This window comes from Cupriavidus phytorum (assembly GCF_003254285.1).
Lineage (GTDB): Bacteria > Pseudomonadota > Gammaproteobacteria > Burkholderiales > Burkholderiaceae > Cupriavidus > Cupriavidus phytorum.
Window position 1 is genome coordinate 119,432 of sequence record NZ_QKZN01000008.1, and the last position, 14,632, is coordinate 134,063.

Sequence of the window (14,632 nt, forward strand, 5' to 3'; positions counted from 1 at the left end):
GGCATCGCTTACCGCCAGAACCAGGACGTCAGTCCCAGATGGTTCTCGATGTTGACCGGGTCGCGCTGGCGCGGGCGAGAGACCGTGCTGGCGCCTGCAATGGCCACGTCTCCGTCGAAGCTGCCGCCGTCTGTCAAAACGTCGCCGGAGATCCGCGTATGCCCGGCAGCCATCCAGCTGCCGCCAACGTCCATCGCATAGAGGCGCGCCCAGCTGTCGCCGAAGAAGGCCTTGAAGCCGCGGTCGCGCGCAATGGCCGAGTAGCCGGTCACGCCGCTGGCAACGGTCAGGGGTGCATTGACCGTCAGGTCGCCGAGCGCCAGCACGCGCCCGCCCGCGTTGACGGCCATCTTGCCCGCCGTAATGTCGATATCGCCACCGGCCGACAGCAGCCCGCCGGTGACGGCGGTGTTGGCGGAAGCCGATGTGCGGCAGACAATCAGGCAGGTGCGGGAGTAGTGCGCGCTGCCGGTAGTGATGCCCTCAGTGCGGAAAATGTCGGTCGCACGGATCTTGATCGGCCCGTTGTTGGCGTAGATTTCGCCGCCAGCATTGACCACATTGCGTGCGGCGATTGTTGTGCCCTTGTCGGAAAGCAGATAGGCCGTCTGGCGGGTGCGGTCGATCTCGCCGAAATCGACATCGAAGCTGCTGGTACGCTTCTTCAGCACCAGCCAGCGCGTGCCGGATACATTCGCAATACTCGGCGTGCCACCGTTCACCCCGTCGGTCTTAGTGATCGCATTGACCACGTCGCCATTGGCCTGCATATCCAGATGGCCATTGGATAGCATGCGCGCGTACAGGTTGACCACATCGCCGCCTGCGCGCACCACCACGTCGTCGGCCACGCCAAAGAGAATGCCGAGATGATCCGGTGTCGATGTGTTCAGAACAGTCCCGCCAGCGCGTACCGTCACGGCGCCCGCTGACAATGGTTCATCGACGATGCGGGTGCTGCCCTGAATCAGGCTGCCGCTATTTGTCATATCGCCGTCGGACCGCACCAACACGCCACCGTTTTTGGCGATCAGCGTAGATTGCCGTGCGCCGGAACCGAACGTCACAGTGGCGGCGTGCAAGCGCACATCCGCGGCGGCAAGCACATCGCTGTCAGTCTGTACATAATGTTCGGCCGCATCGATGGTGATGGCCGCGCCCGAGGATTGGAGCCGGCTGTCCTGCAGCGTCAGATTGACCGCTTTGACCCCGGTGCCCGACACACCGTCCACATCGGCCGCTGCGAGGCTCGCCTCGCGCGCATGAATCGTGACGGTGCCCGCAGCGGTAAGCGAAGTTCGCTTGGCGTCTGCAGCCGTTGTCAGCCGCGGAGCCTCGATCAGGACATTGCCTCCCGCGCTTGCGTGGACACCGCTCAAGGTAGTGCCCGCCCCAGCATCGAAGAGGCCTATGCCGCCGCTGGCGGTGAGCGTCGTGTCGGTCAACTGCAGCGGCTGGCTATGCACCTGGCCCGCGGTGCCGATTACCAGATCACCAGTCGTGCCCGTGCCAGCCGCAAGTGTGCTTCTGGCAAGTGTGACTCGATCAGAATCAACCTGCAGGTGGCGACCAGCGCTGATATCGCCGGCTCCAGTGAGTCCGCCGCTACCGATCAGCACATCCTGTTTAGCCTCGATGCGGCCAGAAGCCAGGTGCAGGTCACCAGTGCCGGAAACCAGAAAGTCGCCCGCAATCGCATAGGCCGAACCGGCGTGGCGCACGCCCGCGCCCTGGTCGGTCACCATCATCTCAATCCGGCCGGAAGAAAGACTGCCCGCACCGGTGATGTCGAGCGCGATGCCTTGTGGAGAATTGGTGGCAGATGCGGAATAAGAAATCCATGGCGTCAGGTTGTCGGTGGGGGAGACGCTGGTGTCGATCTCCGCCCGGCTGGCGCCGGCCACGGCCCGCGCCCGTGCGTTCGGATCGCCGTACAGGTTCTCCACCTTGCCGTCCACACGGATGTGTCTGGCGACCAGTTCAAGATTCAGCAACGTGCCGGACAGGCCTTCCGCTCCGATGTCGATCGCACCCTGGCTGGTGCTGAGTACCAGGTTGCGCTGCAACTGGCCATTGGCGGTGGTGAAGTCGTTGAAGCTAACCTGTCCGGTAGTGAGGGCGAGATTGCCGACGTTCTGCACCACAAGGCCATTGACGCTCACGCCGTTCGGGTTGCTGATAACGACGTTCGCGCGTGCCCCCCGTACTGAGAGCGGCCCCTCCAACAGTGATGGGTTGGTGCTTGTGACCTGGTTCAGGATGGTGCGGGCGCGCGCCGCGTTGTTGTCCAGGTCGACACCGGCGCGAGGGACGTTGAACTCGCGGTAGGTATTGGAAGAGACGCCGCCGATGGGATTAGCGATGCCAACAGTGATGCGGCCATTGGCGCCGGTGGTGGCTGTGGTGGAAGTCCCGCCGTCGGGGACGACACCGGCGGCCAAGGCGGTCGCCGCCATTGACATGGCGTTGAGACCCAGAGCCATGATGCACGGCCATGCGGCTATGGCTCGCCCTGACGTTCCTTCGTGATACGTAGTTGCCCGTACTTGGCCCATTGTCCGCGCTCCCGCCTTGCTAATGGGCGCGGCCTAAGCTCCTGGTCGCTACGGAGACATCTCGACTACTTCAAGGTGTCCGTAGCGCTATTCGCCGCGCTAAGTTTGGGGCGAAAGTAACAAGCGGACTCGAGGGCGAATATAGGACGCTTCCTAATCCTTATCGCACCTTACATTTCGTTGGATGATTTCAACGGAATCTCGAAAAATTGCAGCATCGAAACGTATCAGCCGGAACTTTGATTTAGGCCATTTTTATAGCCCGCTGATATGGGTGAGAAGGCGGCATGGCTGACGCAGATCAGTCCTTCATCCCGGCACGCCCTGCCTTCGTACCGCGTTTCACAGCCATCAACGTAGCTTCCGTCCTCTCAGCTGTCTCCGTATTAACTAGCACCCCCGCCGAGACGATATAAGCCGCAGCACTTTCAATATCGCCTCGCAACGCAGCGCACGCCGCCGCACCGTCATGCTTGCGCAGCGCCTCAACCAGCTTGTCGTGATGCTTGACCGCCACCCGTTCCTCCACCCGTCGCGACCCTGAGCGCAGATCATGGTTCAGGATCGGCCCGATGCGCAGCCACTGTGACTCAATCATCTGCAGCAGGATCGGCATGCGCGCCGCCGCGTAGACGGCAAAGTGAAAGGCCTGGTTCGCGGCGATGACATCGGCGCCGTCAGGATTGCGCTTGGCCATCTCGTCGGCAAAGCGGCGGTGCAGCGCCTGTACCTGTTTCAGTTCCTCGTCGGTGATGCGCTCTGCCGCGGTCGCGGTGGCGAGCCCCTCGAGTTCGATCCGGATCTTCGTGATTTCCTCGAACTGGCTGACGCTCATGCGCGGCACGCGCAGCGCGCGGTTTGGCGTGAGTTCGAGGGCCTGTTCGGCGACCAGCCGGTGCACCGCCTCGCGCACCGGCATCACGCTGACGCCCAGTGCGGCAGCGATGTTGCGCAGGGAAATCTGCTCGCCCGGCATCATCTGGCCGCTGACCAGCAGCTCGCGCAACTGCGTGTAGACGTCGCGGCTGAGGGTCTGGCGGACGAGAGGCGTCACAAGGTCATTCAGGCTCATGCGGCGAAGCATAGCACATAGGGTTATTCTCTATATTTGATCTGTGATCACAGTTTTAATCTTCGTCCGGAAGGCGGGCATCGGCCTGCCCTGAGGAGATTGAGACCATGTGGAAGGATGAATCGCTCGCCGGCAAACGCGTGCTGGTCACTGCGGGTGCCAGCGGCATCGGGCTGGAAATTGCACGGGCGCTGGCCGAAGCGGGCGCCCGCGTCGCGGTCTGCGACGTGGCCGGCGACGGACTGGAGCGCGTCTGCGCCGAATTGCCGGGCGTGGTGGCCGTCAGGGCCGATGTGTCGAAGGAAAGCGACGTCGAGGCGCTGTTCCAGGCGGTGGACCAAGCCTTCGGCGGCCTTGACGTGCTGGTCAACAATGCCGGCGTTGCCGGACCGACAGGCGGCGTCGAAACGCTGTCGCTGGCCGACTGGGAACGCACGCTGGCGGTCAACATCACAGGCCAGTTCCTGTGCGCCCGCGCCGCGGTGCCGCGCCTGCGGCAGGGGCGCTCGCCGTCGATCGTCAACCTGTCTTCCGCCGCCGGGCATCTCGGCATGCCGGGTCGTTCGGCCTACTCCGCCTCGAAATGGGCGGTGGTGGGCTTTACCAAGTCGCTGGCGCTGGAACTGGGCGCCGATGGCATCCGCGTCAACACGGTGCTGCCGGGGGCGGTCGATGGGCCGCGCATTCGCGCCGTGATTGCCGCGAAGGCCGAGTCGCTGGGCAAGCCGCTGGAGGAAGTGACGCGCGACTACACCTCGCAGGCGGCGCTGGGCCGCATGGTGACGATGCGCGATATCGCCAACATGGTGCGCTTTCTGTGCAGCGACCAGGCCGCCAGCGTGCACGGGCAGGAGATGGTCGTCGACGGCCTGACCCAGGCGCTCAGCTAGCGCGCCCCTCGCATTCCTTGCACCGCGGGTTATCCGCGGTGCGGACCACCAACACCGACAAGGGAACCACCATGGCCAAGCGAGCCAAAGCCATCATCACCTGCGCCCCAACCGGCGCCATCCACACGCCCAGCATGTCGCCCCATTTGCCGGTGACTGCAGAAGAGATCGCCACCGCCGCCATCGACGCGGCGCGCGCCGGCGCCGCCATCCTGCACCTGCACGCCCGCGACCCCAAGGACGGACGCCCGTCGCAGGACCCCGAGCTGTTTCGGCCGTTCCTCGCGCGGATCCGCGCCGAGACCGACGCGGTGATCAATATCACCACCGGCGGCAGCCCGCACATGACCGTCGACGAACGCATGCTGCCGGCCACCACCTTCAAGCCGGAGCTGGCCTCGCTGAACATGGGTTCGATGAACTTCGGCCTGTTCCCGATGCTGGAGCGCTTCAAGGATTTCCGTCACGACTGGGAGCGCGAGCACCTGGAGAACAGCCGCCACCTGATCTTCAAGAACACCTACCAGGACATCGAGAACATCCTGCGCATCGGCAACGCCAACGGCACGCGCTTCGAGTTCGAGTGCTATGACATCAGCCATCTCTACAACCTGCGCCACTTCCTCGACCGTGGTCTGGTCAAGGGCCCGGTGTTCATCCAGTCCGTGTTCGGCATCCTGGGCGGCATCGGCCCCGATCCCGAAGACCTGATGCACATGCACCGCACCGCGCAGCGCCTGTTCGGCGACCAGTTCCGCTGGTCGATCCTGGGCGCCGGCCGCAACCAGATTCCGCTAGCCACCATCGGCGCGGCGATGGGCGCCAACGTGCGCGTCGGCCTGGAGGACTCGCTCTGGATCGGCCCGGGCCAGCTGGCCGCATCGAGCGCCGAGCAGGTCAAGCGCATCCGCACCGTGCTGGAAGCGCTGAACATCGACGTCGCCACGCCCGACGAAGCCCGCGGCATCCTCGACCTCAAGGGCGCCGCAGGCACCGCGTTCTGAACCACCGGGCCGCCATGGCGCGGCCCGGGCAGGCATCGATCACCGAAGACATCAACCAGGCCGAACGGGATGCCCGCGCCACGGGCGCGGCGCCGTATCCGCCGATGGAGACCACGCACATGCAGACCGTACCCGCCTCGGGCGCACCGCCGCTGGCTGCGCCGACCGACCGCCCGTTGACCGCGCTACTGTTCCGCAAGCTCATGCCCTTGCTGGTGCTGTCGTATGTGATCAGCTTCCTGGACCGCACCAACATCGCGCTGGCCAAGACCCACATCGCGGTCGACCTGAACATCTCGGCCGCGGCCTACGGGCTGGGCGCCGGCCTGTTCTTCCTCAGCTACGCCTTCCTGGAAATCCCGAGCAACCTGATCATGCACCGGGTCGGCGCCCGCTTCTGGATCACCCGGATCATGGTGACATGGGGCCTGCTGTCGGCGGCGATGGCCTTTGTCCAGGGCGAGACGTCCTTCTACATCATGCGCGTGCTGCTGGGCGCGGCCGAGGCGGGACTGTTCCCCGGCGTGATGCTCTACCTGACCTACTGGTTCGGCCGCGAAGACCGCGCGCGGGCGGTGGGCTACTTCCTGCTGGGTGTCTGCATCGCCAACATCGTCAGCGGCCCGCTGGGCGGCGCGCTGCTGGCGATGGACGGCATTTGGGGCTTCAAGGGCTGGCAATGGATGTTCGTGCTCGAGGGCCTGCCCGCCGTGTTCCTGGCCGCCGTGGTCTGGAAGAAGCTGCCCGACGGACCCGACAGCGCGCCATGGCTGACGCCTGCACAAGCCCAGGCCGTGCGCACCCGCCTTGCCGCGGAAGCAGCCGATGCCAGCACCGGCAAGGCGGGCCACTCCTTCCTTGGCGCCATGCGAGACCCGCAGGTGTGGCTGGCGATCTTCATCTACTTCTGCCACCAGATCTCGATCTATACGGTGATCTTCTTCCTGCCGGGCATCATCGGCACCTACGGCAAGCTGACATCCGTGGAGATCGGCCTGCTCAATTCCCTGCCGTGGATTGCCGCCGCCATCGGCGCCGCCTGGCTGCCCCGCCATGCCAACACCCCGGGCCGCGGCCGCCGCCTGCTCTGCGTGGGACTGGCCGTGATGGCTGGCGGCCTGCTGATCGCCGCCTTCGCCGGCCCGGTGATGGCGCTGGCGGGCTTCTCGCTGACCGCGCTGATGTTCTTCGTGGTGCAGTCGATCGTGTTCCTGTTTCCGTCGTCGCGGCTGAAGGGTGTGGCGCTGGCCGGCGGACTGGCGTTGATCAATACCTGCGGGCTGATTGGGGGATTTATCGGGCCGTCGGTGATGGGGCTGATCGAACAGGCGACCGGTAGCACGCGTAATGGACTGATCATCATGGCGGCGCTGCTGCTGGTGGCGTGTGCGGTGGCGCCTGCGTTGCGGCAGGGGCAGGAGCGATGACAGGCGTACCGGGGGACTTGCTCAGTCGCCTGCAGGTCGCCTACGTGTTTCGCGGTAGTACATCTTCCCGTTGCGTAGGCGCCCTGTCGTGATACTGACCCACTCGCCGTTCGTGTACTCATCCTTGCTGGAGACAAGCGTCAGCTTGCCACGCACGTAGCGATAGACCTCGGAATAATGGCTGCAACAACTGCCACGCTGCGCGCTGTGAACGGTTTGCGTCTTTGGGTCGATCCACAGCTGGGTCAGCTCCGACAATTCCCGGGAGAATCTGAACTGGCGCCACGCCGGGTCGTACAGGAACACGTTAGTCGTACTGTTAGGGCCAGCGCCGCCAGACATGCCGCCTATCGCAATATCCGGATGGCCGTCGAAGTTGGCGTCTATCACATCGATCGCTTCCTCGCCCAACACATAGCGGCCATCCGATTCGAAATCGCGTAGTACCTGCAGGCGCTGGCCGCCGTGCCGCGACAGCACTTCAATGGCAACCGGTTGAGGCTCATCCGTGTCGCTGACGCCAGGTACCACGCCTACGCGAAATCGGAAGTCACGGGTCGTGGCGCGCTGCGCCACCCACTGCACAGGGACGGCATCGTCGCGATCGATCCACCCATGGCGAGCATTGCCATGTTCGAAGTAATCGACCTCGAACCATTCAGACTGACGGTCAAGCACTGCGACGAATGTTCCGGCCTTCAGTTCGGTACGGTTACTCGCGCGTTCACGTGAAGCGAAAATTGGGACCGCGTTTTCCAGGAAGAGAATGTCCTGGTAAGGACGTACCTTTTCCAGCGTAAAGCGATCGGTACGGTAGGTGACCTCGACGCGCTGGATCCACTTGCCATAGGCGGCAGGGTCACATACGCCGAGCAGGCAGCCGACCCTGTCGTCCTGAGTGGGAGTACGTTCAGCCGGGATATGAATGCCGGCAAGATCGCGTCGCCGCGGCGGCTGGCGCAGGACAAAGCTAGCAAGGGTCCAGTCGGACAGCGCCTCCTCGCCAGCACAGAACGGATTGGTGGTCGAATAGTCGTTCCAGCCTGGCATGGCATAGGCAATGCAAGACCGTTCGCCACGCTCGGCCTTGTAGCCGTCCACCGTCAGGAACAGCACCCTGTTGCGCTCGGGCTCGGCATATCTCGCTTCGCGCGACACCACGGCATACGTGACACCGGCCGCTGCAGGGAAAGCATGCTCGAATCTCTCTTCGATGCGCTTATTGGGCCCGGCGTCAGCGCGCTGCACAGCGGTAAGGTAGGAACCGGCGTCTATGCGGTAGATGCCCGGGGTCAACGCGGCGCCATAGGCGTGCCCGGCAACAGCTACTCCAAGTATCAGCCAGGCAGTGGGCAGTTTCATGGATGAGATGTTCATTTTGTCTCCACTGGCTTGAACTCCTTCACATCCGTTACCCCATCACACACACATATCGTCGCCCATGTTGGCGCAGCAGGGCATAGGCAGCCAGGATTGGTTGTTCGACTCTCGAGGGACGGTGCCGTCCAAGAGCGACCGCACGTCTGATGTACCCTCGATGCGCTCCGACGAAAATGAAGTCCTTGCTTCCGCGCTTGCTGGTCGCGTAGCCAATCGTATGCTTGTTGTTTGCGCCCCCGGGGGTGAATAACTGGTAACCGGGTACAGTAACGTCGTCCATAAAGTCCGCCTCTCCCTCAATCTCGGTGATTGAGATCGAAGCGTCCGACGGCCTGTCGAAGAGCAGGCAGCTGTCTATGATGGCCGCCGGCATTCGTTCGGCATGGGCGCTAACGGAAAACGCAAGCAAGGAAGCTGCAACAGTTATCCAGTCTTGGCGCCAAGGGATCGTTCCTCGCACACGCGCTTCGTTTCGAGACGCACTACAAATGTCAGGCATTATGGCTCCAGGTTGGCTTCTCCGGCGCCCAGGATTAGCTAACATTGACTCGTGCATCCATAGGCTGAGCCTTAAAGTTTGTCTTCTCCATGTCGACGCCTTCACATCTCGCTGAAATCCTCACCCTCGCCGAAGTCCAGTCGCACACCGACAGCGGGACGTTCAAACGCGGCAAAGCCTATTTCCATGACGGCGCCGTGTCCCGCCTCGACGAACAGGATGGCGCTGTTCGCGCCACCGTAAGCGGAACGCACCGCTACAGCGTCGAGCTGGCCGTCTCTGTCAATGGCCGGCTTGCCCATGACTGCAACTGTCCCGTAGGCGACCAGGGTATTTTCTGCAAGCACGCGGTAGCCGTTGCACTCGCCTGGCTCGAAAACTCCGGCGCAGAGGTGTTCCATCCCGAAGAGCCTACCCGCGAGAAAAAACCACGCAATAAGCGCAAGACTTACGGAGAGGTGATCCGCGATTACGTGGCGACGCTGGACAAGGACGCGCTGCAGGAACGGCTGCTGGAAGCCGTCGAGCACGACCGGAGCCTACGCGACAAGCTGCTGATCGCCGCGCGTTCGGCGCAGGCGTCTGATTTGCCGAGCATGAGAGCCGCCGTGCGGCAGGCCACGCGCATTACCCGGCCACTGGACTGGAGAGAGGCCGACGACTATGGCAGCAACCTGATGTCCCTGGCAAATACATTGCGCCAGAGGCTTGCCGGGCCGCACGCCGCGCAAGTGGTCGAACTCACCGAACTGGCCATCGCCGGCGCGGAAAACAGTCTTAACCAGATCGATGATTCCGGCGGCGGCGTGATGCCGGGCATCATGGCGCTGGCCGATGTCCACCACGATGCATGCCTGCAGACCCGCCCCGATCCAGTGCAGCTCGCGGAGCGGCTGTTCCACCTGCAGATGAAAGGTGAGCGGGATACGTACTTCGATGTCTTGCCCGCTTACGCAGAACCTATGGGCGAGAGTGGATTGAACCGCTACCGCGAACTGGTGAGCGAGGCTTGGGAAGCCCTCCCGCCGCTGCCTCCTGGCAAGGAAGGGTATCAGCCAATCGATGCTGACCGGATGCGGATCGAGCACGCCATGCAAAGCGTGGCGGAGCTTGACGGCGACATCGATGCACTGGTCGGGATTCTCTCCAAGGACCTTTCGAGTCCGTACCGCTTTCTCCAGATCGCAGAAGCTTGCGTGAAGCACGGCCGACCGGACGAGGGCCTAGCGTGGGCCGAGCGAGGCCTTGGTGAATCGGGCAGGCATGTCGACCTGCGCCTGCTCGACTTTTGCATCGACGCATACCTGCGCCGCGGCGATTTCGACCAGGCCGCTACGCTCGCATGGCGTCGCTTCGAGATGCATCCCACGGCAGACAGGTTTGCCGTCCTGACGAAGGTCGCTACGGCCATCGGTCGGCATGAAGAGATCCGGGAGCGTGCACTGGAACATCTGTGGGCACTCGTCAAGAAGGAAGAGTCGCCCGGAAAATCGAAGCGCCGTGACTGGGAGAAGCCAACACGCACGGAACTCGTCAAGCTCTTCCTCTCCGAAGACAAGGACGATGCGGCCTGGGACGTTTTTATCGGCGGCCCGGTCGCGACGCAGTTGTGGCCGCGGATGGCGGAATGCCGCGCCAGAACGCATCCCCATGACGCGATTGCCCTCTATCACCAGCTGCTGCCAGTGGCTGCCGACAGCGGCACGCGCAGCGCGCGTTATGACGAGGCATTTGAAATCGTGTGCGCCATCGGAAGCCTGCGGGAAAAGCTGGGCGAGCGCGCCCAGTTCGCCAGAGAGCTGGAAGAGATTCGCGACACCTATCGTGCGAAGCGAAACTTCATCAAGTTGCTCGACAAGTTGTCGTGAAGTTTTGTGGGTCGATCTACCAAGTGGTCAATGCCGTTAAATAATTCAGCAACCAACTATCTGAAGAACCCCGCAGTGAAACGAAGCACGCGCTGGATACGCCTTGTCCTGGCGCTGATTGGCGCCATCCTGCTCGGCGATGCCGTCGCACTGATGAGCATGGGGTTATTCAACTTCGGCATCACGTTGCCTGCGTGCATTGGCATCGCGTTCCTGCTGCTCGCGTTGTGCTGGAATGGCGTGGCGCGATGGCGGAAGGCTGATCGGCGCCGTCAGTGGCTCTGGCATGCTGGATGGATAGCGTTTGCTGCGTGGCTGGTCACTGTCGGGCTGTTCTTTTACGGCATTCGCAGCGGCATGGGCGCCTCCGTGCCCGCGGGGACAGCGGTAAAGGCGATCGTCATTCTTGGGTCCGGTACCCCTAACTGCAAGGCGTCGCCGACGTTGATTGCGCGGCTGGATCAGGGGCTGACGCAGGCGCAGCGGTGGCCGCAGGCCAAGGTCGTTGTGAGTGGCGGGCAGGACTTTGGCCTGCAGTGTGTCGAGGCGGACATCATGGCCGACTACCTCGTTGCGCGCGGGATAGCGGCGGACAGGGTGATTCGCGAAGGACGCAGTACCAGTACTGAAGAGAACCTGGTGTTCAGCCGGCGACTGCTGGAGCAACAGGGCGTCGATGCCACCGAGCCCGTTGTGGTGGTGACCAGCGACTTCCATGTACGGCGGGCGGTGCAGATTGCCGGGAAGGCTGGCTTTGGCAAAGTCGCCGGTGTCGGGGCTGGAACGCCGATCTACCTTCGATATAACGCCTGGCTCCGCGAGTACTTCGCCGCGATCAGCGGATGGGTGCTGAGGGAGTATTGAGCCCGAGCGTCGTCCGCGGGCAGCCAACCGGGCTCAATGCGCAATCAGGCTCGCAACGATGTCCCGACGCTCGTGCAGAACTCGCACGACGTCCAGCACGTCGCCGCTCACGCGGTAGAACACCAGGAAGGGGAATCGGTCGAATGACCAGACGCGCAGCGATTCGTCTGGCAAGAGGTGGGCGTAACGGCGGGAACCGACACTCGGATGCTCAACCAGGAAGGCCAGCACATTCAAAAACTCGTCGGTAAAGGCATTGCCAAGACCCGGGGCGGCATCATCATACCAATCCTGGGCCGCATCGGCATCACCGCGCGCGGCGGGACGTAGCTTCAGGCGCAGTGCCACGACTTAGCGCTTGCGGCTTTGCAGGCGGGCGCGGAACTCGGCAGCGAACTCATCTACACGCTCGTACTCCGTTCCTTCGCCGCTGCTAAGCCCTTCCACGATGAGCTCATACAAGCGATGCTCGGCCTCGTTCTGCGGACCAACGGCGTCGGCAGCACGCGGCATCAGGTATTTCTGCGAGGAGGGCGGAGTCAAGCGGGCCATGGCGACATTCTACCAAGGGTGTGGTCCGCCTGGTTGGCATCTTCTCCTCCAGCGCCTCCTGCAGCGGCCCGCCGCTCGGCCACCCGCCCTCTCGCGTTCGCGAGCGGGGCATAATCACCACGTGCCGCTTTCGGCGCACGCTCGCCCGACTCCCCACGGTAAGCACCGGACTAAAGTGCGTCCTGCTTGTCGGGTACGCTGACCTCGACTAGCCTGCTATGGATGTCAATTCACTTCGCTGCGCTGCGACACCCATTTGATGCCAGAACGCCCGACCACCCGCCATGACAAGGCGCTGCAGCGCCTGCGCGCGGTCTTTTCCCCGTTGAACCTGGCGGCGGCGGCGTGGCTGATTGCAACATGGGCGTTCGCGGCGTATCAGCTCGTGAGCGAGCGGGACCGCTTGCTGCACGACGCCGCGAAGCGTACCCAGACCCAGGCCCAGGCGTTCGGCGCGTACTCGAAATCCAGCATCCTGCGGCTGTCCGAGTTCCTGCTGGACCTGCGGGCCAGCTGGCTGGCCGGCCAGCCGGGGTTCATCGAAATGGTGCGTGAGCGGCAGAACCTGGTGGTGGACCTGTCGTTCCAGGTGTCGGTGATCGACAAGCATGGCCTGCTCATCTACTCGTCCATCGCCGGGCCCGCGCCCGGCCAGAAGGTCGACCTGAGCGGGCGCGAGCATTTCCGGGTCCATCAGAACGCGGGCGGGCGCGACATGCTGTTTATCAGCGACCCGGTGAAGGGCAAGGTCTCGCGCAAATGGTCGATCCAGTTCACGCGTCCCATCCTGCGCGCAGGCCGCTTCGACGGGGTCATCGTGGTCTCGGTCAGTCCGGAGCAGTTCGCCAGCTTTGCGCAGACCTTCACTGACCGCCATGGCGAAGTGGCGTCGGTCATCAAGACTTCCGGCATGGTCCTTGCGCGCGTGCCGGCGCTGGAGGGCACGCTGGCCAGGGCGGTCAGCAACAGGCCGTACCTCGCCAGCGGGTCGCCCCCGACCGGTAGTTATCGGGCGATGTCGGGCTCCGAAGGCGTGGAGCGGGTCTTCGGCTATTACCGTTTGCCGGAGTTCGGGCTCAATTTCGTGGTGGGCGAGGCGGTCAGCCTGGTGCTGGCGCCCTACGAGGTTTATCGCCGCGTTGCCCTGGCCGGTGCCATGGCTTCCACGCTGCTGCTTGCCCTGTTGTACTACAGCCTGCGCCGCTCCATGGCGGAGCGACGGCGCCATATGGAGGAAATGCGGCTCGCTTCCTTGGTCTATTCGTCCAGCAGCGAGGCCATGGTGGTGACGTCGCTCGATGGCACCATCATCGACGTGAATCCGGCCTTTGCCGCCGCCACCGGCTATACCGCCCAGGAGATCCGGGGCCGCCCGGGCTATGGCATCAGCGGGGCAGGCAATGCGGCGGGGCTGGTCGAACGCCTGCGGGCCACCGTGGCAGCCACGGGCAGATGGAGCGGCGAACTCTTCATCCGCCGCAAGGACGGCAGCGAGTTTCCCGCCTACCTGACCGTGGATACCTACCTGGCCCACGCGTATGGCGAGCGCTGCCGCGTTGCGCTGATCCATGACATGACCGAGAAGCGCCAGGCGGAGGAAGTCATCCGGCACCAGGCGAATTTCGATGCGCTCACGGACCTGCCCAACCGCCGCCTGTTCTTCGACCGGCTGGAGCAGGAGATCGGGCGTTCGCGCGGCACGCAGGATGCGGTGACGCTGCTGTTCATCGATCTGGATCGCTTCAAGGAGGTGAACGATACCCTCGGCCACGACCAGGGCGACCAGTTGCTGCTGGAGGCGGCGCGGCGCATTGCGGCATCGGTGCGCGCGACAGATACCGTGGCGCGGCTGGCCGGCGACGAGTTCACCGTGATCCTGCCCGCGGTGGGCGATGCCGGCGTTGCCGGGGACATTGCCCAGGCGATCCTGCAGCGGATTGCCGCGCCTTACCGCCTGGCCGGCGAGTTGGTGGTGGTGTCGGCCAGCATCGGCGTGGCGACCTGGCCCAGGGACGCCGACAACGCCGAGGCCCTGCTGGTGTGCGCCGACCAGGCGATGTTTGCCGCCAAGGCGGAGGGCCGCAATCGCTGGAAGGTCTTCTCGCAGGCGCTGCTGCAGGTGGAGCGGGAGCGCCTGCGCATCACGCAGGACCTGCGCACGGCGCTGGCGTCCGGGCAGTTCGCGCTGCACTACCAGCCCATTGTCGACCTGCGCACGGGCAAGGTCTGCAAGGCCGAGGCCCTGATCCGCTGGGACCATCCGGTGCGCGGGCCGATCCGCCCGGCCGATTTCATTGCCGTTGCGGAGGAATCTGGCCTCATCATCGACATCGGCCGCTGGGTGCTGACCGAAGCGCTGGACCAGCTTGCGCGCTGGCAGGTGCTGCTGGGCAAGGACTTCCAGATCTCGGTCAACAAATCACCAGTGGAGTTCAGCGCCCCTGCGAGCGGGCCCGAGTCCTGGTCCAGCATGATCGAGCGCAGGAACGTGCCGGTGGGCAGCCTCGTCATCGAGATCACC

The 14,632-nt window shown here is 64.0% G+C and carries 11 protein-coding genes; 6 read left to right on the top strand and 5 right to left on the bottom strand.

The features are described 5' to 3' along the window. Positions 1-8: 8 nt before the first annotated feature. Together C7416_RS20345 and C7416_RS20350 are read right to left on the bottom strand one after the other, a co-directional pair. Positions 9-2,483: a filamentous hemagglutinin N-terminal domain-containing protein gene (locus C7416_RS20345; protein ID WP_111520600.1), complete on the bottom strand. Its 2,475-nt coding sequence runs from the start codon at positions 2,481-2,483 to the stop codon at positions 9-11. 373 nt (positions 2,484-2,856) lie between these two features. After that, complete coding sequence (locus C7416_RS20350; protein WP_111520601.1) at positions 2,857-3,639, bottom strand: GntR family transcriptional regulator; 783 nt, start codon at positions 3,637-3,639, stop codon at positions 2,857-2,859. 95 nt (positions 3,640-3,734) lie between these two features. Between C7416_RS20350 and C7416_RS20355 the strand changes: the two genes are divergently transcribed. The 3 genes from C7416_RS20355 (at position 3,735) to C7416_RS20365 (ending at position 6,948) form a co-directional block, all read left to right on the top strand. Continuing rightward, positions 3,735-4,517 carry an SDR family oxidoreductase gene (locus C7416_RS20355; RefSeq protein WP_111520602.1) on the top strand — a complete coding sequence of 261 codons (783 nt, stop codon included), beginning with the start codon at positions 3,735-3,737 and terminating at the stop codon, positions 4,515-4,517. 71 nt (positions 4,518-4,588) lie between these two features. Continuing rightward, complete coding sequence (gene kce / locus C7416_RS20360; RefSeq protein ID WP_111520713.1) at positions 4,589-5,521, top strand: 3,5-dioxohexanoate:acetyl-CoA acetone transferase; 933 nt, start codon at positions 4,589-4,591, stop codon at positions 5,519-5,521. 119 nt (positions 5,522-5,640) lie between these two features. Beyond that, positions 5,641-6,948, top strand: a complete 1,308-nt coding sequence (locus C7416_RS20365) for an MFS transporter (RefSeq protein ID WP_111520714.1) — start codon at positions 5,641-5,643, stop codon at positions 6,946-6,948. A gap of 21 nt (positions 6,949-6,969) precedes the next feature. Here the strand turns inward: C7416_RS20365 and C7416_RS20370 are convergent, their stop codons facing one another. Then, positions 6,970-8,325 (bottom strand): XAC2610-related protein, encoded by a 1,356-nt coding sequence (locus tag C7416_RS20370; RefSeq protein ID WP_111520603.1) that lies wholly within the window; start codon positions 8,323-8,325, stop codon positions 6,970-6,972. A gap of 591 nt (positions 8,326-8,916) precedes the next feature. On the opposite strand from C7416_RS20370, the gene C7416_RS20380 reads away from it, so the two are divergent. Both C7416_RS20380 and C7416_RS20385 read left to right on the top strand, forming a co-directional pair. Then, complete coding sequence (locus C7416_RS20380; RefSeq protein WP_111520605.1) at positions 8,917-10,695, top strand: SWIM zinc finger family protein; 1,779 nt, start codon at positions 8,917-8,919, stop codon at positions 10,693-10,695. Positions 10,696-10,725: 30 nt separating this feature from the next. After that, on the top strand, positions 10,726-11,559 hold the full coding sequence (locus C7416_RS20385) for a YdcF family protein (RefSeq protein ID WP_111520606.1): 834 nt from the start codon (positions 10,726-10,728) through the stop codon (positions 11,557-11,559). A gap of 33 nt (positions 11,560-11,592) precedes the next feature. Here the strand turns inward: C7416_RS20385 and C7416_RS20390 are convergent, their stop codons facing one another. Next, on the bottom strand, positions 11,593-11,907 hold the full coding sequence (locus C7416_RS20390) for a type II toxin-antitoxin system RelE/ParE family toxin (RefSeq protein WP_111520607.1): 315 nt from the start codon (positions 11,905-11,907) through the stop codon (positions 11,593-11,595). 3 nt (positions 11,908-11,910) lie between these two features. Next, positions 11,911-12,111, bottom strand: coding sequence for a hypothetical protein (locus C7416_RS20395; RefSeq protein WP_111520608.1), 201 nt, complete (start codon positions 12,109-12,111; stop codon positions 11,911-11,913). Positions 12,112-12,370: 259 nt separating this feature from the next. Here C7416_RS20395 and C7416_RS20400 point away from each other — a divergent pair. Further along, positions 12,371-14,632: bifunctional diguanylate cyclase/phosphodiesterase (locus tag C7416_RS20400; protein WP_111520715.1), on the top strand; the 2,262-nt coding region annotated here is incomplete at its 3' end.

Excerpts from the sequence above, each read along its gene's own strand:
- C7416_RS20345 (WP_111520600.1), bottom strand. The coding sequence starts at position 2,483 with ATGGCTCTGGGTCTCAACGCCATGTCAATGGCGGCGACCGCCTTGGCC.
- C7416_RS20350 (WP_111520601.1), bottom strand. The coding sequence starts at position 3,639 with ATGCTTCGCCGCATGAGCCTGAATGACCTTGTGACGCCTCTCGTCCGC.
- C7416_RS20355 (WP_111520602.1), top strand. The coding sequence starts at position 3,735 with ATGTGGAAGGATGAATCGCTCGCCGGCAAACGCGTGCTGGTCACTGCG.
- kce (WP_111520713.1), top strand. The coding sequence starts at position 4,589 with ATGGCCAAGCGAGCCAAAGCCATCATCACCTGCGCCCCAACCGGCGCC.
- C7416_RS20365 (WP_111520714.1), top strand. The coding sequence starts at position 5,641 with ATGCAGACCGTACCCGCCTCGGGCGCACCGCCGCTGGCTGCGCCGACC.
- C7416_RS20370 (WP_111520603.1), bottom strand. The coding sequence starts at position 8,325 with ATGAACATCTCATCCATGAAACTGCCCACTGCCTGGCTGATACTTGGA.
- C7416_RS20380 (WP_111520605.1), top strand. The coding sequence starts at position 8,917 with ATGTCGACGCCTTCACATCTCGCTGAAATCCTCACCCTCGCCGAAGTC.
- C7416_RS20385 (WP_111520606.1), top strand. The coding sequence starts at position 10,726 with ATGCCGTTAAATAATTCAGCAACCAACTATCTGAAGAACCCCGCAGTG.
- C7416_RS20395 (WP_111520608.1), bottom strand. The coding sequence starts at position 12,111 with ATGGCCCGCTTGACTCCGCCCTCCTCGCAGAAATACCTGATGCCGCGT.